The sequence below is a fragment of the Anaerobiospirillum sp. NML120449 genome (genome assembly GCF_023051105.1).
GTDB lineage: Bacteria > Pseudomonadota > Gammaproteobacteria > Enterobacterales > Succinivibrionaceae > Anaerobiospirillum.
Map to the genome: position 1 here is coordinate 1 of NZ_JALKIL010000030.1, position 21,031 is coordinate 21,031.

Here is a 21,031-nt window from a genome sequence, read left to right on the forward strand (position 1 = left end):
GCATGAGCAGCATGAGGGTTAGTAGATTGTTTGAGTACGTCATACGAAACTACTTTATGAACAACTACGAGCCAACAAAGGCATAAATAAGCCAATATTTGGCGAATACGCCTCAACGCCTAACACTAGTTATTTTAAAAGTCAATTAATTTCAATTATTTTTGAGAGGCATATCCTTCATCGGTTTGCCGTATCAGATCAACGATATCAGCAAGAATATCGAAACTGCCAATGAGGCCATGGTCCGTTATCTGACGCCAAACAATCAGAGCGAGGACAACCGCCGCAAACTCGAAGAGTCAATTGCTGAGCTCAATCGCACCGTATCGGTACTGCATGTAGCTCCGCAGATTAGCAATCTGCTGACCTCGCTGAAAGCCAACACAGCCAAATATACCGAGTACTACAACAAGGATATAGTTTCCCTTATTAACAGCCACCGTCCTTACGAGGCTCTCGAGGTCTATCTCAACATGATTGCTCCTCTGACTACCGTGCTCAAAAAAGAGGTAGATCAGATTACGGCCTTCCGTTTTGGCATTATCGAAACCAGATCGGCTGAGCTTATTCAGACTGGCAGCCTGACCATTGTTATCTGCGTTACTGTGCTGCAGATCATCATGAGTCTGGTCATTGCCCTCAAGGGTGCCAACTATATCCAGCGCAATATCGAGCTGCAGTGCCAGAATGCCAGCGCCCTTGCCCGAGGTGAGTTCAACCTGCAGTTCCCTCCATCAGCTCAGGATGAGTTTGGTCATCTCAACGAAGCCATGAAGGCCATGACCACCAAGCTGCGCGACACCATCGGCCATGTTGTTACCCTGTCCAATCAGATTAATGACTCCATGACCAGCGTGGAGCAGGCCTCCTCCAACATCTGTGATGCCATGTCCCGTACCGAAAGCCAGGCCATCACTGTAGCTGCCTCGGCAGATGAGATGGTTTCTACCACTCAGAACATCGCCTCCAACTGCGATACAGCCGCCCAGTCATCCCAGCAGTCTTCAGACCTGACTCACAATGGCATGGAGATGGTTAACAAGGCCGCAACTGACATCAAGACTCAGTATGAGCAGATGAAGGCCAGCGCCTCTACCATTAACACTCTGGTAGATCAGGCTCAGCAGATTGGCTCTATCGTCGGCACCATTGATGAAATCGCTGCTCAGACCAACCTGCTGGCCCTTAATGCTGCCATTGAAGCTGCCCGAGCAGGTGAGGCCGGTCGTGGCTTTGCCGTAGTAGCTGATGAGGTTCGTGCTCTTGCAACCCGTACCACCTCCTCAACCCAGGAAATACGTGCCATGGTTAACCGCATTCAGGCTGAGACCAGCAATGCCACTGATGCCATGACGGCCAATCTCGACAGCATGGCAGAGGTTGCTGACAGCACTATCACAGTTCAGAAGACTCTGTCTGACGCGCTCAACTGCGTAAATGAGGTAAACCGCCAGATTACCCATATTGCCGAGGCCTCAGAGCAGCAGACTACCGCTACCTCCGAGATCTCCAACAACATGCAGACCATTACCCATGCCTCGAGCGATGTCTCGCATGTGGCTCAGCAGGCCCGCCAGATCTCCATTGAGACCTCCAACAGCCTCCATGATCTGGTACAGAATCTCAAGTTCTTCAAGATCTGATCTGATTAGAGTAACTTGCGCCCAGCCATGCATCAATGCATCAATGCATTCTGGACTTTCTGCTGACACCCTCTGCAACTGAGAGAAAGGGTACTTTTAGACTGTTTAGTAGTACTTTCAGTTACCAAATCGTTCCTGGTAAGACATAAGTAGCTGTATCAAGTTATGCCACTGCAGTCAGTCAGGAACTGTTTTTCAGTCAAAAATTACATGTTTCTTTGGGAGTCGTGATCTGTGCCTCAGCGCACAGCTCATGACTCCCTTTTTTTCGTGCTTCTATTCCCTTATGCTAAATACCTAAAATCTGATTTTCATATTGTACAGTTCGCTTTACATCGATCCTTAAAGACACTTGAGGCCCTGAAGCTCTGACATCAGGCCAGGCAGCCCTTTTCAGCCTGGCATCAACATGCTGACTACCACGCTTGAGCGTTTCATTACCATCAGGACATACATAAGGCAGATAACGAGTTTCCAATATATCGATACCTCAATATGTTAGCGTATCCATGCATGATGCTCCCTTAGTCTGCCCGATGTTCCCCTGTGTCGCCATGAACAAAGTCTCATATGCTCACTTTCTTCAGGTGCAAAGCTGTTTTGTATCAGGCTGCTGCTCTATTTGCTATACCGCTGCTGCACTGTTTTGTATTCAGCTGCTCTGACTTCACTATAGCGATTTGTCATAGATTTACTGTTTCGCTCATCTTATGAGCAAGATGCAAACTTCTTAAGCAGATAACAGCCTGACTGATGGGGATTATGGCTCTCATCAGGAAGAAACTGACCATTAACATCATCCAAAGTCCCTGGATGCGGGCCGTTTTGACCGACAATGATGAAATCTGACCGTTCAGATGAGGCATTAAGCTGCATCATTGAGCAGTTATCAGGTGCAAGCCTGGGTCAATCACAACATAAGAGCAGCGCAGGAGTGAGCTCATCATGATCACCATACGTTCCCTTCGTTTTCGCAACCACCCTCCCGAATGCCGGTAATTATCCTTTTACCACTGAGTGGCTCATACATGAAACAGCTGTACAGCAAAACAAACAGGCCTTCGTCCAACCGGCCCGTTGATTGCACTGAATGAGAAATCAAGCCGTTCTGAGCTGACTTACACAGCACTTACAGCTCATGAGTCCCCATGAAAGTAAGAGCTTTATGAACAGTAAATGAAGAAAATCTGTGAGATCACTGCGGCACCGCTTATTTGCTGACTGAAGCCTGCAGATCTGAGCATTGTCTGCGCTTAGCAGACCTGTTTGTCACAAACTTTGACCTTACCTTTATCCCTGAAAGCCATGATGTACCTGTAAGCCTTGCTGCATACCGGAATCCATTAATGCAGTTGCATTAATACCTTACTCTGCACGGCTCGATGAGACATCTGCGCCCCTGATATCTGCAGACAAAGCCTGTTTCCTGCACCTGCACCTGCAGCATCACAGCACGCCTGTCGGCCAGAAACTCAAGGATCACCGGAATATATGCCGGTGCCGGACAATGATATTGAAGTCAAAGGACAGATAACTACCCACCGCCTTAGTGAGGGCTGGATATGAAGTTTTTCTCTATCAAACACCGCATGTGTGTTGCGTTTTTCTCCATCCTGCTGCTGTCAATGACAGTCTCGGGACTGGCCATTAATTCCATGTACAAGTCGATTGAAATCGCTACTGAGCTCAAGAGTGTTCTGAGCATTCAGTACAAGCGTATTCATGAGACCAGTGCCGCCATTGAGGCAGTCCATGAGAACATGGTGCGCTACCTCACACCAAGGAATCAGACTGATGGCAATCTAATGGCGGTAGAGAAAGCTCTTGAGAACCTTGATAAGGCCGTGGGCGTTATGAAGGGCAAAGCCGATACCCAGAAAATTCTGAAGGTACTTAAGGCTGATGTGGCCAAATACACAAGTGTGTACCGCAACGATATTACCAGGCTCATTAAGAACAATCAGGCTTATGAGGCCCTCGAGCTGTACCTGACCGTACTGGCCCCGCTGACTTCGGACATCAAACGCAGCGCCGATGGACTGATGGCCATACGTTTTGCCGTACTGGACTCATCTTCTACAGCCCTTGTCCAGACTACTGCCCTGTGGACCATTGTGGGCATGACCTTCACTCAGGTTCTTCTCAGCCTCTTTATTGCCAAGTGGCTTGCCTACTATATCGAAAGCAACATCAAATCTCAGTGCGACAATGCCCGCTCCCTTGCTGATGGTGACTTCCGCTTTGAATTCAAACCATCAACCAGGGATGAGTTTGGCATTCTCAATACAGCCATGAAGACCATGGCGGACAAGCTGCGCAATACCATTTCTGAAACCATTGACCTGACACGCGAGGTTGAAGACTCCATGAAGGACATGGAGCAGTCAGCAATCAACATCTGTGAGGCCATGGCCCGTACCGAGCGCAAGGCCATTTCCGTTTCAGCATCGGCTGAAGAGATGGTGGCCACTACCACCAATATCGCACGCAACTGTACTGATGCCGCCCGGTCATCACAGGAGTCATCTGACCTGACAAGTCAGGGCATGAAGAGCGTCAACAACGCATCAGGCTCCATCATGACGCAGTATGATCAGATGAAGCACAATGCCTCTGCCATTCAGTCACTGGCTGAGCAGGCCATGAAGATTGGCTCCATTGTCGGCACCATTGATGACATTGCAGCTCAGACCAACCTGCTGGCCCTTAACGCCGCCATTGAGGCTGCCCGAGCCGGTGAGGCCGGCCGTGGCTTTGCTGTGGTAGCCGATGAGGTACGAGCCCTCGCTACCCGAACTACGGCCTCAACTCAGGAAATCAAGGGCATGGTCGACCGAATTCAGAGTGAGACCTCTCTTGCTACCGACGCCATGAAGACCAATCTGGACAACATGTCACAAGTAGCAGCCTCAAGCAGCGCCGTTCAGGAAACCCTCTCTCAGGCACTGAGCAACGTAAACGAGGTTAACACTCAGATAAGTCAGATTGCCACAGCAGCATCGCAGCAGACAGCCGCCTCAACTGATATCTCCAACAACATGCAGGATATTACCCATGAAGCCTCAGAGGTGAACAATGTAGCCAAGGGAGCACGAGATATCTTCATTAATACCTCACAGCGCCTTGATAACCTCATTGAAAACCTCAGGTACTTCAAGATCTGATAAGCGGCCGCCCGCTGCCCGCCGCAGCGCGCAACCCAAAAACAAATCACACGAGCCATGCCCCTGCCCACAGCGCAGCGTCATGGCTCTTTTATTTTGCGCTCCTCCGGACCCAACCTCCTTATCACCAGCCCAGTCCAGCCCCTGTGCCGCAGCAGCATGCAAACCACCTGTAGAACGGCATCCAGCCGTACCCCCTGTCCGTCATCCGCCTGCAGGATACCTGAGAGGCAGCAGTCGGAAGCTTTGCTTTTTCAGCAGCCATAGATCTCAAACATGGTCTGGACTGATGCTGTACTGACATACTGAAAATCAATATTAATCAATTCTTACGCAAACAAACACTTTAGTCATTATTGACAGTATAGAATCGCACAAGAACGGGAATGCAAACGTTTACGGAGCTGTAATTGCAGTATCTATAATGCAAGGCTTTCATGATATGACTGCATCTTTGATTTCTATGGGCTTTCATGTTGAAAATCTGAGCTTTACTTCGTTCCATTAGATAAGGAAGCCATGGCAGAAATCAATTTCCTGTCACGGTACCAGGAAGACACTAATACAAAAGGCAACAGCTATGGCAGTTTACGTCAATACCAATGTTTCAAGCCTCAACGGCCGCAGATACCTCAACAACGTACAGAATCAGCTCACTACCACATACCAGAGACTCTCTTCAGGTCTGAGAATTAATTCTGCCAAGGACGACGCTGCCGGCCTGCAGATCTCCAGCCGTTTAACCACCCAGATTAATGGCCTGAACCAGGGTAACCGCAACAGCTCTGACGGCATCGCCGTAGCTCAGACTATTGAGGGTGCCATGGACGAAATGTCCGGCATGCTCCAGAAGATCCGTACTCTTGCTGTACAGGCCAAGAACGGCACTAACACCCTGGAAGACCGTAAAGCCCTGAGTAAGGAGGCTACTGCCTTAGCTCAGGAAGTGACCCGTATTGCTCAGAAGACCACTTTCGGTGGCGCAACCGTTCTCGATGGTGCCGGCGGCTTACTGACCAAGCTTGCAGGCGCTCAGGGCAACTCTGTAGGTGAGCTTATCCTTCAGGTAGGCGCTAACAGCGGCGATACAATATCTTTCCAGGTTCAGTCCATGAAGTTCTCCCAGATAGCTAAAGGCGGCGGTATTGCTGATGCTAACCTGGCGAAGTTCTTCTCCAAGGATAATGCAATCGTTGTATTCTCCAACGCTGCAGATATCGATGAAGCTATCACTGGCATGGACAAGATGATTGCTCTGGTTGACTCACAGCGCGCCGGCCTAGGTGCAATCCAGAACCGACTTGAGAGCTCAATCCGCAACCAGGCAAACGTTTCTGCCAACCAGTCCGATGCCCGCTCACGTATTCGTGACGCAGACTTCGCCGAAGAGTCCGCCAATCTGTCTCAGCAGTCCATCATTCAGCAGGCTGCTACTTCCATGCTGATGCAGGCCAACACCCGTCCACAGCTGGGTCTGTCCCTGCTGGGCTAATCTGAGCCTCACAGCTAACACGAGCTCGGCACTAAGCCGAGCTGCCACGCAAAGCCCCTGGCCTTATGGTCGGGGGCTTTGCTTTTTCAGCAGCCATAGATCTGCAATCTGGTCTGGACTGATGCAGGCCTGACATACTGAAAATCAATGTTAATCAATCCGTACGCAAACAAACACTTTAGTCATTATTGACAGTATAGAATCGCACAAGGACGGGAATGCAAACGTTTACGGAGCTGTAATTGCAGTATCTATATCGCAAGGCTTTCATGATATGACTGCATCTTTGATTTCCATGGGCTTTCAGGTTGAAAATCTGAGCTTTACTTCGTTCCCTTAGATAAGGAAGCCATGGCAGAAATCAATTTCCTGTCACGGTACCAGGAAGACACTAATATAAAAGGCAACAGCTATGGCAGTTTACGTCAATACCAATGTTTCCAGCCTCAACGGCCGCAGATACCTCAACAACGTACAGAATCAGCTCACTACCACATACCAGAGACTCTCTTCAGGTCTGAGAATTAATTCTGCCAAGGACGACGCTGCCGGCCTGCAGATCTCCAGCCGTTTAACTACCCAGATTAATGGCCTCAACCAGGGTAACCGTAACAGCGCCGATGGTATTGCTGTTGCTCAGACTATTGAAGGCGCTATGGACGAAATGTCCGGCATGCTCCAGAAGATCCGTACTCTGGCTGTACAGGCCAAGAACGGCACCAACACCCTGGAAGACCGTAAGGCCCTTGCAAAAGAAGCTACCTCACTGGCTCAGGAAATTACCCGTATCGCCAAGGACACCACTTTCGGCGGTGCAACCGTTCTCGATGGTGCCGGCGGCTTACTGACCAAGGTTGCAGGCGGTGGTGCAGGTGCTGCTGTCGGCAACTCAATTGGTGAGCTTATCCTTCAGGTGGGAGCTAACAGCGGCGACACAATCTCTTTCCAGGTTCAATCCATGAAGTTCTCCCAAATCGCTCTGGGCGGCGGTATCCAGGACGCTACTCTGAAGAACTTCTACTCCAAGGATAATGCCGTAATTACATTCAGCGATGCAGCAAAGATTGATGATGCTATTTCTGGCATGGACAAGATGATTGCTCTGGTGGACAGTCAGCGTGCTGGCCTAGGTGCAATCCAGAACCGACTGGAGAGCTCAATCCGCAACCAGGCTAACGTTTCTGCCAACCAGTCTGATGCCCGTTCACGTATTCGTGACGCAGACTTCGCCGAAGAGTCCGCTAATCTGTCTCAGCAGTCCATCATTCAGCAGGCTGCCACTTCCATGCTGATGCAGGCCAATACCCGTCCACAGCTGGGTCTGTCCCTGCTGGGCTAATCTGAGCCTCACAGCTAACACGAGCTCGGCACTAAGCCGAGCTGCCACGCAAAGCCCCTGACCTTATGGTCGGGGGCTTTGCTTTTACAGCTGCCATAGATCTGCCACTCAGTCAGGACTGATGCAGGACTAACCCAAAAAATCAATATTAATGAATCCGTGCGCAAACATACACTTTCTTCATTATTGACAGTATGGAATCGCACAAAGACGGGCATGCAAACGTTTACGGAGCCATACTTGCAGTATCTATAACACCAAGCTTTGATGATATGACTGCATCTTTGATTTTTACTGGATATAAGGTTGAAAACAGGGACTTTACTTCGTTCTAATAGATAAGGAAGCCATGGCAGAAATTAACACCCTGTCACGGTACCAGGAAGACACTACTACAAAAGGCAACAGCTATGGCAGTTTACGTCAATACCAATGTTTCCAGCCTCAACGGCCGCAGATACCTCAACAACGTACAGAATCAGCTCACTACCACATACCAGAGACTCTCTTCAGGTCTGAGAATTAATTCTGCCAAGGACGACGCTGCCGGCCTGCAGATCTCCAGCCGTTTAACTACCCAGATTAATGGCCTCAACCAGGGTAACCGTAACAGCTCTGACGGCATCGCTCTTGCCCAGACTGTTGAAGGTGCCATGGACGAAATGTCCGGCATGCTCCAGAAGATCCGTACTCTGGCTGTACAGGCCAAGAACGGCACTAACACCCTGGAAGACCGTAAAGCCCTGGGCAAAGAGGCTTCTGCTTTAGCTCAGGAAATTACCCGCATTGCTCAGAAGACTACTTTCGGCGGCCAGCAGATCCTCGACGGCGCCTATGGTCTTCTCACTAAGGCTGGTGGTAATAACTCCATCGGCCAGCTGACCTTACAGGTAGGCGCAAATAAAGGCGATACCATTACTTTCCAGGTTCAGGCAATGAAGTTCTCTCAGATTGCGATCGGAGGTGGTGTAGCCGACGCCGAACTGACCAAGTTCTTCTCCAAGACTAATACTGTTATCGTATTCTCCAATGTTGCAAACATCGATGCAGCTATTGAAGGCATGGACAAGATGATTGCCAAGGTTGATGGCACACGCGCTGACCTAGGTGCAATCCAGAACCGACTTGAGAGCTCAATCCGCAACCAGGCAAACGTTTCTGCCAACCAGTCTGATGCCCGTTCACGTATTCGTGACGCAGACTTCGCCGAAGAGTCCGCCAATCTGTCTCAGCAGTCCATCATTCAGCAGGCTGCTACCTCCATGCTGATGCAGGCCAATACCCGCCCACAGCTGGGTCTGTCCCTGCTGGGCTAATCTGAGCCTTACAGCTAATCCGAGCTCGGCACTAAGCTGAGTTGCCACGCAAAGCCCCTGACCTTATGGTCGGGGGCTTTGTTTTTTTTCGGGACGGCGGAACATGGACTGGGACAAAATAAATACTACTGATAGCACAAAGTCCCGTACCGTGTTAGTATAATTTATCAGTTTTCCTGCGACCCGGCCCATGCGCACGGGCTTTATACAGGTACCAGCAATGATTGTCTGTACTGGACCATGAGCTGTTTCAGACCTGTTCCACAGCTGACCAGGGCGTACAGCAGCGCTGTTCTTTATGCGTGGGGGATTAAGCCATGCTGCCCTGTATCTCAGGCTGCATGAAAGCGGGGCCACGAACTAAGACACTACATCACAGTAGCCTGCCCGCTGAACACCAGTATTCCTCTGTGTTTGCTGGTATGCAGCAGCAAATATACACACAGTAAGCCAGTAACACCGGATTTGCCTTAACTTTCCGGTATAGCCCGTCTTTTCCTGACTGTCAGTCCTACAAGTCAAGCTCTTCAGTACCAGCACAGCCATATGTCTGGCCAAAGCCCGCTTATGGGCCGGTCCTGCACATTGACAGTGACAGCGGTGTGCCTGAAAGCCAGACATCAGCTATGGCAAAGGTATTTCCCCTGATCTGTCTGACCGGGGTTGGCAGCTGAGTCTGGTGCGCATGCTGCACCTGATTCTGGTGCGCGTGCTGCAGCTGACTCTGGCGCGAGTACTGTGGCTGAGTCTTGTGGGCGCACTGTGACGGTACAATACTGATCAGGAGTGTTTTGTTGGCTGTTCAGGTCTGGCCGGCATGAGCAGGGCAGCAATTTTGGACCGGGCGGGGAATGACTGAAAGTTAAGGCATATTGTCCGGGAATGGCACGCGTCTACGGCGGCAGCACTTTGGTGCTGCCAGGCTGGCGCGCCCTGTAATTACAGGCAGCGCAGCTTACAGACATGGCAGCTGACGGGCGGGCTCAGGTCGGCATGGCACGGCATGGAATGGCACGGCACGGCATGGAATGGCACAGCACGGCATGGAATGGCACGGCACGGTATGGCATGGCATTGCAGTTATGCTGTGCCCCTGATGCATGCAGGATTAACAGGGAGGCAAAACAGATGCGCAGAGCTAACAAGGCAGCTTTTACCAGCAGACGCTACCGCGAGCTGATGCAGAACAATCGTTTTGAATGCTATAAGCACCTTGATACCAATCCGAGCGAAGACGTAGCCATTTGCCCGCATCATCATGCTTTCTACGAAATTATTTTTGTGGTCGAGGGCGACTTCTTCTATGAGGTAGAGGGACGTCCTTATCACCTCTCTCACGGCGATGTCATTCTCATTGACGAGCTGCAGTTCCATCACGGCCTTATCTACCACACCAAAGGCTATGAGCGCTACGCTCTGTGGATCCACCCAAAGTACATGCAGCGTCTTGCCCGCCGTTTCCCCAAGCTCGATCCTCAGTACTGTTTCCTGCAACTCAATTCGGACAATAACAACATCATCCATCTGGACGATACCACTTTCTCCGAGCTTCAGCAGGACCTCTCCTGTCTCTTTGAAAGCTTCTGGTCCAAGACCCCATCTGATGAAGTGCTCTCCGAGAGCTACTTTGCCATTATCCTGACCAAGCTCAATCAGATTGTGCACCGCCAGCACAGCGCCCAGGAAATCCCTGTTATCAGCGCCACCTCCTCGCATGTCAGCACAGTCTCATCAAGTCTTGATAGTGATGCCTTTGCTGGCATGTACAATCAGCCGCGCTACAGCAATATGCCTCCTATTACCCACAGCGCCCAGGCGCTGCAGGAGGCTATTAACCTCAAGGCAGCCGTAGCTGACAGCTCAGTGTCAGGCGGCAGCCTGCAGGGCATGCAGGCGGGCAGCACAGGTCTTGTGATGCCTGATGGCAGCCCGCTGCGTACTACTCTTTCTACCCGTCCTGATCTTTCCAACACCAACTGCAGCACCTCAACAGTGCTGACCAGTGGCACTGAGGGCTATGGCACCGGTATGGAGCCAGGCTCTGACGTGGGCAATTACGGCTACAGTTCCATCTCATCTGTAGGTGTTCATCTGACCAATATAGGATCAGGCGTGAACAGTGATAACCGCGCAGGGACCTGCTCAGCTGCTGCAAGTGCTGCAGCGGGCAGTAATGCCGCAGATGGGTTCGTGGCCGGAAATGCAGCTTCCGGAGCAGATGCTGAGTCAGCTCGTGCCTCATGCGGGCAGCCAGGCGACGGGCAGCCAGGAGGCGATATCGCTGGCGGCGGTACCGCCGGCGCATCCGGGCCAGCAAGGCAGGCTGCAGCTCGTGGTGCTGTGGCTGCTGAGCTTGAGCATCACGAGGGCAGTGAGCCGCCACGTCCTGACTTTATGGCCATCCAGTCAATGGATGACATGCTGGCTGTGGTTAATGCTCAGCATCATCTGCACCCGGAGCAGGTAGGTTATCTCAATGGTATGCCTCTGCAGTATGCCACCGGCAATACCAGTGACGGCATTGAGCATGTCTTTGATCAGGGCCGTGAAATTCTGCCTGACAGCATTGCCGGTTCAGGCCGAAATGAAAGTGTTACACCTTTTGGCTTTAACTCGTCCCTGTGCAGCCAGAGGCCTTGTTTTGCCCAGAGCGGGTGGCTTAACGAAGTCCTGCTTTCAACCCTGTATACAGGTTCATCTCTGGTTTCCTTTGCCCCGTCTTTCAGGGAGGGAGCATCAGCTGAGGATGTTTCCTTCTTTGATCCTGATCCTGAGCTTGATGTGCCTCTGGTATCTGACGGTGCTGGTAACTCAGGGGATGCAGATGAAATTGCGGCTTTTGAATCCCTGCAGGCCGGCTCAAGAGCCGGTCCTCTGCCAGGATGCTCTCAGGGAGGGACCATTATCAGCAACTGTCCTGATGCCGCTGCTGCCCGTGCTGCCATGTCCTCTCAGGTTACCAGTGACGATGGCAGCATCACTGGAGTAGACAGTGCATCCTCGCTGGCCGCTGCCAATTCTCGTCTTAAGACCAGAGGACGCAGCCGCTCCCCTGTACCAGGAGCTTGCGCTGCTGGCGCCCATGGCGCTGGTAAACCAGGCGCTGCCGGTACTGGCCGACCAGGACACACTGATATGGCTGCCATGGCGGCCGCCATGGGGGCTGAAACCTCTCCGGGCGCCTCTGTAACTGCCGGTGATGAGGAGGCCATTAATGCAGCTGCTGCAGCTGCTGCGGCTGTAGCTGCGTCAGCAAAACCTGCGCAGGAGAGCGGCAGCTCCGGCGGACGCAGGCGTTCTGACAGTTACGCTACGGATGATTCTGTATCAGCCCCTGGTGCCGATAAGGACAGTGGGCGTGAGCGTAATGGGCATGACTTCCAGACTCTGATTATGCAGGGAGAGGGACTTACCCCTGCTCCTGTAGTTGGCGATGGCGAGACGGCAGATTTTGAGATACCTGGAGACGATGATGAAATGCATCTAAATCTCAAGCTTTCAGAGAGTCTCAAGCTGTCGGCCTTGCTTAAGTTCATCAATCTTAATATCAATGAGAACCTCAGTCTGGATGAGATTTCCCAGCGCTTTAATCTGAGCAAGTTCTACCTGACCCGTCGCTTTAAGGAGCTTACCGGTCTGTCCCTGCACCAGTTTATTGTCAAAAAGCGTCTGACCCGTGCCCGCTATCTGATTTCAGTAGGAATGGACCCCTATCGTGCTGCTGTGGAAGCCGGATTTAACAACTACTCCCACTTCTCCCGCACCTTTAAGTCCTACTTTGGCCAGAACCCGAGCACTATCCCTCAGGCCAAGAACATTCACGTAAAGAGCGCCACCGCAGCTACCGATACCCCAGTCCCGTCACGAGTGGACCAGGATATCAGAATACGCGACTGACGAGAAACGGTTCCAGAGGATCCAGCGTAGCGCTGCCGTGCTGCGCGCGGCCGGCAGAACTAATAAGCAAAGGCACTGCCCTGAGGACAGTGCCTTTGCTGTCTGCAGCCCCGCCAAAAGCAGTGGCTGTAACGACCAGGCCTGTTGAGACCGGGCCGACCTTGAACTGTAGAGAATCTGGACTGTTGCTGTACTTCTGCAGACTCTGCTGTGGCTGACATTACGTGGTCTGTGAAGGCCATGCTTACGAAGGCTGCAAGCCTGTCTCTGCTTGTCTCAGCATGCTGCGCCCTATGGCGCCCTTGCGTATGCCTGGCGTCAAGCCAGGGACAGTCAATGGTGCAGCATACAGGGCCAGTTTACTGCTGCCACTGCCGCAGGAAAAAGGCAGTCTGTCCTTTTCCTCTATGCAGGCCTTTAATGATGGGCATTTGCCTGCCTTATGAGCGTGCTGGGCTGCTTTGTCCGTCACATTGCCGCTATCAGGCTCTATGCAGTATTGCCATATGTGTTTAGAATAAGGCAGCACGCGGCACGGCACGGCCGGGCCGTTCAGGCAGCGGCTTTATTGAACACTGGTCCTGGGAGCCAAAAGCTCCCTTTCTGATTATCCATAATGACCCGGCTGATGTATCCGTCAGACTCCGGGCCGATGGAAGCCGGTGGCTTCGGTGTGATTGAACATATTGTCTTCGGGCCGAAGGAACAAGGTGGCTTCTTGTCCCGGAGCCACATTATGGTAAGCCGTATGCCGGGCGTGCACATTGTTTTGTTATTGGCGGAGAGTGAGCATGTACCCACAAAATCGCGATCAGATCATTGAAGGCCTCAACAGGCTCAATGACACCCTGTCCCGTATGATCGAAGCCCGCGACAAGTCCGATGAGGTCGACGCTGACATTCTTGAGGTCAGAGTCAAGGCCATCAAGGGCATTGTGATGCAGGTTGATAACTCCCTGGGCGAACTGCGTGACCTGCTGGACACCATGGAACACTATGAGGATGAGCGTCATGAAGAGACCCGCCGTATAGTGGACCAGATTGAAGAATCCACGGCCGAGCTGGTCAACTACCTGCGCACTCTGGGCCGCTATTAACAGCACGCCTGCTGCAAGCCAGGCCACACATGCTCAGCAGTCCTGATCCACAGGGACCTCCTGTGGCTTTGAGCGCCTCAGCTCTGGACAGTAGCCATTAAGCCAGCCATAGCCCAGGCTGCAGGGATCCTCCGGCACACACCATATAATGGTTAGCCCTCATGTCCAGTACAGACTGAGCTCGTATATCCAGTGCTCATACAGGAGCTGACCGGGCAGGAGCTGGGCAAACAGGTGGCAGCGCCTGGCAGGCAGGGAGTAAGGCAGGGGCTGCTGTTTGTTGTGAGGACTGGTGGATGGCAATGGCGCCTTTGGGGCGCTTTTTTGTTGATGGCTGCGTCTTATTTCGGTGCAGTCGCGGCGGCACAAACGTTACCAGTCATGGTGGCTGCGCTAAAAAGATCCACGACAAAATGGCTTAAACTTGCCTGTGCTGTGCGCTGAGCGCGAAAAATGGCAGTTTTGGAGTGCCCTGACCAGATGAGTTACAGATATGCTCTTTGTGGTATTTTTCAGGGCTGCAACGGTTTCTTTTGTAACGGGGCGGATTTTTCGTCAGGGGCTGCCAGGATACTGTGCTATTTTGGTGCAAGCGTTACAAGCCGCTTAATTAGCCGCCTGTAATAAGATAAGCTACAATTGCTTTCGTGCATAAATGGCTGTCGCATCAGCTGTTCAGGGCCTGAAGGACCATACTGGTCTGACAGGACTGGTGTCCAGAGGTTGCTCCAGACACAGGAACGCAATGTTTGCCGGGCACTATATATGTGAAATATGCAAACAGCACATATGAACAGCCAGGTTTGTAATGCACCCGATTTATTTGAGAGTTCTGTCAGAGTGCTTTCAGCCCTCTTTGAGATTTCTCCAGATTTCTTTCAGACCGGTTTTGGCCGCGTCTGGCAGACTCAGAGCCGCTCTGAACTCTGACCGGGGTCAGGGGCGGCACTGAGCCCTGCCATGGTACCTGGCTGCCACCTTGTGTGGCTGCAAAGGTACCGGTCAGCAGCTGCTGACCGACTCAATATCCGGAAAACATGTCAGCGTCTCTGCAGCGCCTTACCGGGCAGCAGATAACGTACAGACTTTCGGATGATCTTCCCAGCATGCTGCCTTACAGGTGGCATTGAGTTTTTCGCAGCCCCTGATGGGGCTGAGCTGTCCGGCCCGGGAGGAGCTTTCCTTACGGGCTGGGCTACAGGCTGAATACTTTTTCAGCTTTGTGCAGCTCAGGACGTGCGCGTCGACACAAACTGCAACAGACAGCCTCCAGCCTGAAAGGGTTTTTATGGAGGCTGAGCCGGTCCGCAACGGCCGGCAGGCTCGACTCACACATGCTCTGCCTTATGGCATTGGGCATGCTGCAGGCCGGGCTGCCCTGACGGGCTGTTGCCCGGACATGGCGGTGCAGTCAGCAAAGGCTGTGCAGCTGCCAGTTCCCATGTTCTGGCCGCTGCCGCCCGAGAAAAGCTCACATCAACTTGGAATGTAAGTTTACTCATGTGTTCTATTTTTGGCATCTTCGATATTAAAGAGAACCCACAGTCCCTGCGTAACCAGGCTCTGGAATGCTCCAGGCTGCAGTTACACCGTGGTCCTGACTGGGAAGGTATTTATCAGGGCGAGCACGCTATTATCGTGCACGAGCGTTTATCCATTGTCGATCCTGGCAATGGTGCTCAGCCTCTTTACAATGATGACAAGACCCAGGTCCTGGCTGCCAATGGTGAGATCTACAATCACGTGCAGCTCAAGAGCGAGCTCAAAGAGCCTTACAATTTCAAGACCGGTTCTGACTGTGAAGTGCTGCTCCCTCTGTACCAGGAGTTCAAGCGCACCGGTGAGGTATTCCTCGACCGTCTGGTAGGCGACTTTGCCTTTGCCATTTATGACGCCCAGGACAACACCTACTTCATCGCCCGTGACCACATGGGTATCGTCCCATGCTATATCGGCTCTGACAAGCATGGTCACTTCTATGTAGCCTCCGAGATGAAGGCCCTGACCCCTGTATGTGATACCGTCAAGGAATTCCCACCAGGCCACTACCTGTACTCAAAGCAGGATCTTGAGTTCCATCCTTACTACAAGCGTGACTGGATGGAGTACGACAATGTCAAGGACAACACCACCTCCATTGCCGATCTCAAGGAAGCCTTAATGGACAGCGTCAAGCGCCAGCTGATGTGCGACGTTCCTTACGGCGTTCTGCTCTCCGGCGGTCTTGATTCCTCCGTTATCTCCGCCATTGCCAAGCTCTTCTCCGAGCGCCGTGTTGAAGACGGTGGCAAGAGCGAGGCCTGGTACCCACGTCTGCACTCCTTTGCCATTGGCTTAAAGGACGCTCCGGACCTCAAGAAGGCCCGTGTTGTTGCTGATTACCTGGGCACTGTGCACCACGAAATCAACTACACCATCGAAGAGGGTATCGATGCCCTGCGTGATGTTATCTACCACATCGAGACCTATGACGTAACCACTATCCGTGCCTCTACCCCTATGTACCTGATGGCCCGTTACATCAAGGCCATGGGGATCAAGATGGTACTGTCAGGCGAAGGCTCTGACGAGATCTTCGGCGGCTACCTCTACTTCCACAAGGCACCTGATGCCAAGGAATTCCACGAGGAGCTGGTACGCAAGCTCTCCCAGCTGCACTTATATGACTGCCTGCGCGCCAACAAGTCCCTGATGTCATGGGGTGTTGAGGGCCGTGTTCCATTCCTGGACAAGAAGTTCCTGGATGTGGCCATGCGTCTGAACCCACAGGACAAGATGTGCCCTGGCAAGACCATTGAGAAGAAGGTTCTGCGTGAGGCCTTTGAGGGCATGCTCCCAGAGGAAGTACTGTGGCGTCAGAAGGAGCAGTTCTCCGATGGCGTAGGCTACTCCTGGATTGATGCCTTACGTGATCACGCTGAGAAGAACGTCTCCGATCGCAAGTTTGCTCAGGCTGCTGACCGCTTCCCTGTCAACACTCCACTTACCAAGGAAGCCTACCTGTACCGTGAGATCTTCGAGGAGCTCTTCAAGCTGCCATCTGCCGTTAAGACTGTTCCTTACGGCAAGTCCGTAGCCTGCTCCACCGAGACCGCCATTGCCTGGGACGAGAAGTTCAAGAACATGGCTGACCCATCTGGCCGTGCCGTGACCGACGTTCACGACTCAGCCTACGAAATGGGCCACAAGCTCTAATATCACCAGAGCAGAGACGTCAGGACCACAGCTCCTGACGGGCACAGGCAGGACAGGCTTACGCCTGCCCTGCTCCCCAGCCACCTCACAGATCCCACCGGGAGCTGTGAGGTGGCTGTGTCATTTTCAGGCCACTGTAAAATCGCGCCCCATCAGCCGGTTCTTACCGCCCCAGGGCCATTACGTCAGCCCGGGCTTTGCTGGTATCATATCCCGGCCACGCAGCCCACAGCCGCCGGCAGGGCCGGCAAGGCCGGCCCTGCCGGTCGGCTGGTCAGGCGCTGCTTTCTTTTCACCCCCAACAGTCAAGGACAAATCATGGCCAAACAGGGACTGGTACGCATACCTTTTTATCCTCAGCTCAACTGCCTCAGGGATCTGGGCAGTGATATTCCCCTGGTCATGTCAGCTCTGCTGTTCTGGATGAGCCGCGCCAAAGAGCCCACCTTCTGTCCTAAAAGACATAATCATCAGATAGCCCTGCATCTTGGCATGGACCATCAGTCATTTGCTGCAGCTTTTGAAAAGCTCAATGATCAGGGTATTTTCCGCCGTCATGAAAGGATCATTGAGCCCAAGGAAAAAACTGATGATTCCAGGGTCAAGGTCGAAGAACTCTACGATCTGAACTTTTCAGCCTGCCAGCAGCTGCTGGCGCAGCATGGCTTTGACATCAGTCTCAAGCTGCTTATTAACGCCGCTGATGACAGCTTTGACTGTTATGACGTCATTGAAGAAAAATTTCTGCCGACCATACAGAGCCTGCATGGCTTTTTAAGCGGCGCCGACTATGAGCGCGCTGCCCTCGATATGGCTGCACTTACTGTCTATATCAACGAATTTCACGAAGACTTTGCCTTTAAGGCCATTGCCCCGGGCTGGAAACTGCTGCTGGCTATTCCAATGGGGGCTCAGTGGCAGGACTATGCCCGCGAGCTGTACGTGCGCTTTATGCGCGCAGGCGAACGCGCCATAGACTTCAGTTTTACCGATGGCAATTTCTTTGTTCCTGACCATGCCGAAATCAAAAGCAAAATTCACATGGTCAAGCACTATGGCAATAAACACGAAGCCCGCGTCATGGCGGCTGCCATGATGATGGCGCTTGCCTGCCGCTTCCCTGAACACCTGACCTTTACCTCAGAGCTCAGCGTGAGCCAGCTGATCCCTGCCCTTGATCTGGTAAAAGAGGCCTTTACCGACCTTGATTTAAGCCCGGCCCTGCGTGAGGACTACTATACTTCCCGCCGCCTGAGCGTCCAGCAGCAGGCAAGCGAAGAGCAGGTTTTCGCCACCTGGCTTGCCTCCCAGACCGGCGCCTGATCGCCAACAGCTGCGCTGCCTCCGGCCATGTCCGGCCCGGCTATGACCCTGTCACTCCATGGCCAGCAGGGACAAGGCCTGGGCAGGATGGGCGTGCTGTACAAACAAAAAAGCCCTACACTTGGGTAAGTGCAGGGCCATTGAGCATGACCGTCACAACTGTACAGTTTTGCGGTCATGCTGAAAAAATCGGGCCACTCTCCGGACCTTACGTCAGGCAAACGTTTGCACAAAAGGCGCGTAGAGGTGTGTGATTATAATGGATAAAAAGCTGATGTATTGTTTGCTTACCATTTACCAGGGCACTCAGTGCATACTGACGAGCCCTGCAGACTACCGGTTATCCGGCACAGCAGTCTGAGGCTGGCTGAGTCTGTCTGAGGCCGCAATGCGGACATGTGCAGCCTTGTCAGTGCATGCGCAACTGGGGCAGACTCTCCTGAGCCCGTTACTGTCAATCGAGCAGCAGGCTCAGCGACTGTGGGATGTCACAGTCATACTTCCTTACGACACCACATGTGTAGTCTGATTGTCATTTCTGCAACAGCAAGGCTGACGGCAGAGGCAAATCATATGAGATCCGGCAGCTTCATACCAGACTGCAGGAAACAGAAACTCGTGTTGATTTGATTAAGTCAAGGAACATTTAACTTAAGAAGTGCCGGTGCCGCCCAGCGACACCGCCACTATATCCTTGTACTTTTTTGGAGTTGATCAAGTTGAGCAATCAACTCGATACATATTTTGGCTCATTTACCATATTATTCAAAGCCCTGTTTATGACTTTTTTACAAAATCAGACCAAAAACAGGCAAAAATTAGCACTTTCATAACATTGCCAATTCACAAAATTGGCCACAAAGCCGATATTTATCGTATTTGTTCCCGGTATCATCGTGCAAACAATTTATAAAAAAATTTTCACTTAGCACGCAGCAAAATGAAGTCACATCACACTGTCACCCTCATATTGACTTAACTAAATCAGTTTTTCCCTGTTATGTTTTCCGCCCCGTCGTATCTGGTCAACGCCCCTGCCCAAGGCCCTCCAGCCCATCATTACCAGCCCCAATCCCCATACATCGCCAGTACGCCAGTCATGCCTCAAGCAGCACCAGGGGACAGCTGACCGGTTCATGCAGCAGCCATTAAGCACGACCCTGCACCATATTAGCAAGCGTGACCACGCGACAGAGGCCTTGCAGCCGATTCAACAGCGCGACAGAGCCCTTGCAGCGGACTCAACAGTGCAACACTGCAACAGCGCAACACGCCAAACTGCAAGGCTCTGACACAGCAAATCAGCTGCATGAGCGTTGCAGATAAAGCCAGCCTCATGGTCATACTGTCACAGCTGTTCAGGGCCTCTATACTCAGTAACCACGGACTCTCTCACTGCCCTGCAAGTGCAGTTCTTGTCAGCATGACGGGCTACAGGCTTAAATTAGTCGTATAAGCTTGCTGACGACCTCTATTGCTCAAGATAAAACAGCACTCTCTACCAGCCCACCTGCCTTCCTGCTTTCCTTCCTGCCAGCCCTCCTGCCTGCAAGTCAGTAAGCCATAGTGTTTCGTCAATGTTGCTGCATGCTAAAGCGTACTGCAGGGTGTTACAGGCGGCAGCTGGCACTTGCTCTTTAGTGCAGGCTGCTGCAGGCAGTTGAGACTGAGCCAGGGTACTTTCCTGGCAGCCTTGCCTGCTGCGGTCTGCAGCGGGAGGATACTGTACACTATGGCTTTTGCTGTCTGTTTGCAGTAATTGAGGTTCTGTTATTGCTGTTCACAGCATGCTTACCGAGCCTGTCTGTATGACAACGTTTGCATAAATTTTTGCCGTATGGCAAGTTCCTCCTGGGGCTGGGGAGCATGGTGCCTGTGGTGCCGGTGGTGGAGGGGTGGCTGGTTCCTGCGTGTTTTTTCTGATGCTTTGTCCTGCTTAAAGTGAAATTTACACATGCTTGATTTCAGGACAATAATTTTGGCCACTCCGGGGGCTGTCGGCATAGCCATGGGTTATGCCTGAAAGTATGTCTTTATTGAAGAGTTTGCATATATTTTCTTAAGTTCCGGGTCTGGATGGCAAAGTGTGATGCTATCTGTAACCAGATATGCTTTTTCTTCACTGTGTGCACTGTGTCACCAAATTCATTTTATGCGGCAACAAAGCCTGATCGGATGCAATTTGCAAGCTGTTTTATAGATATGAAGGCTGATAGAATATATCTGTCTTTTTATGCGCTGTTAAGCCTGTTATGAAGCGATCTTGTACACCAGATTTCATCCTCTGGTAAAAGATTTTGTATCGACCGTCACAAGATCGGACTAAGCTGAAAAAAGACAGGTAATTTTTCGACCAGGATCATCTAAAATCATGGTTAGACATAAATAGTGAAATGGTCCCCTGTGCACGCATTTTCATTGGTCAGATGTCTGGCACTCAGCCACTCCACACGTGAGCACAGTGGGCAACAAGTGCCGTATACCTCAGAGGCAAAGCTCACATGCACTCTTTGCAGCCATTGCATCAAAACTCACAACTCTGAGAACAGACAGTGATGTTTATCT

The 21,031-nt window shown here is 51.9% G+C and carries 9 protein-coding genes; all 9 read left to right on the forward strand.

Annotation, left to right across the window (positions count from 1 at the left end; all coding sequences use genetic code 11):
- Positions 1-185 precede the first annotated feature (185 nt).
- Positions 186-1,643, forward strand: coding sequence for a methyl-accepting chemotaxis protein (locus tag MXE41_RS08990; protein WP_247100258.1), 1,458 nt, complete (start codon positions 186-188; stop codon positions 1,641-1,643).
- Between the two features lie 1,562 nt (positions 1,644-3,205).
- Entirely contained in the window at positions 3,206-4,807 is a 1,602-nt protein-coding gene (locus MXE41_RS08995) for a methyl-accepting chemotaxis protein (RefSeq protein WP_247100259.1), read from the forward strand.
- Between the two features lie 580 nt (positions 4,808-5,387).
- Positions 5,388-6,299 carry a flagellin gene (locus MXE41_RS09000; protein WP_247100260.1) on the forward strand — a complete coding sequence of 304 codons (912 nt, stop codon included), beginning with the start codon at positions 5,388-5,390 and terminating at the stop codon, positions 6,297-6,299.
- 412 nt (positions 6,300-6,711) lie between these two features.
- A complete protein-coding gene (locus MXE41_RS09005) occupies positions 6,712-7,638 on the forward strand; it encodes a flagellin (protein ID WP_247100261.1) in 927 nt (308 codons plus the stop codon).
- A gap of 410 nt (positions 7,639-8,048) precedes the next feature.
- The gene (locus MXE41_RS09010; RefSeq protein WP_247100262.1) at positions 8,049-8,954 is read left to right on the forward strand and encodes a flagellin; all 906 of its coding nucleotides are present in this window, start codon (positions 8,049-8,051) and stop codon (positions 8,952-8,954) included.
- Between the two features lie 1,128 nt (positions 8,955-10,082).
- Positions 10,083-12,851, forward strand: coding sequence for an AraC family transcriptional regulator (locus MXE41_RS09015; RefSeq protein ID WP_247100263.1), 2,769 nt, complete (start codon positions 10,083-10,085; stop codon positions 12,849-12,851).
- Positions 12,852-13,642: 791 nt separating this feature from the next.
- Positions 13,643-13,948, forward strand: coding sequence for a hypothetical protein (locus MXE41_RS09020; RefSeq protein ID WP_246978365.1), 306 nt, complete (start codon positions 13,643-13,645; stop codon positions 13,946-13,948).
- A gap of 1,500 nt (positions 13,949-15,448) precedes the next feature.
- Complete coding sequence (asnB, locus tag MXE41_RS09025; protein ID WP_246978367.1) at positions 15,449-17,143, forward strand: asparagine synthase B; 1,695 nt, start codon at positions 15,449-15,451, stop codon at positions 17,141-17,143.
- A 318-nt stretch (positions 17,144-17,461) separates the two neighbouring features.
- On the forward strand, positions 17,462-18,466 hold the full coding sequence (locus tag MXE41_RS09030; RefSeq protein WP_247100264.1) for a hypothetical protein: 1,005 nt from the start codon (positions 17,462-17,464) through the stop codon (positions 18,464-18,466).
- The last annotated feature ends 2,565 nt before the right edge of the window (positions 18,467-21,031 follow it).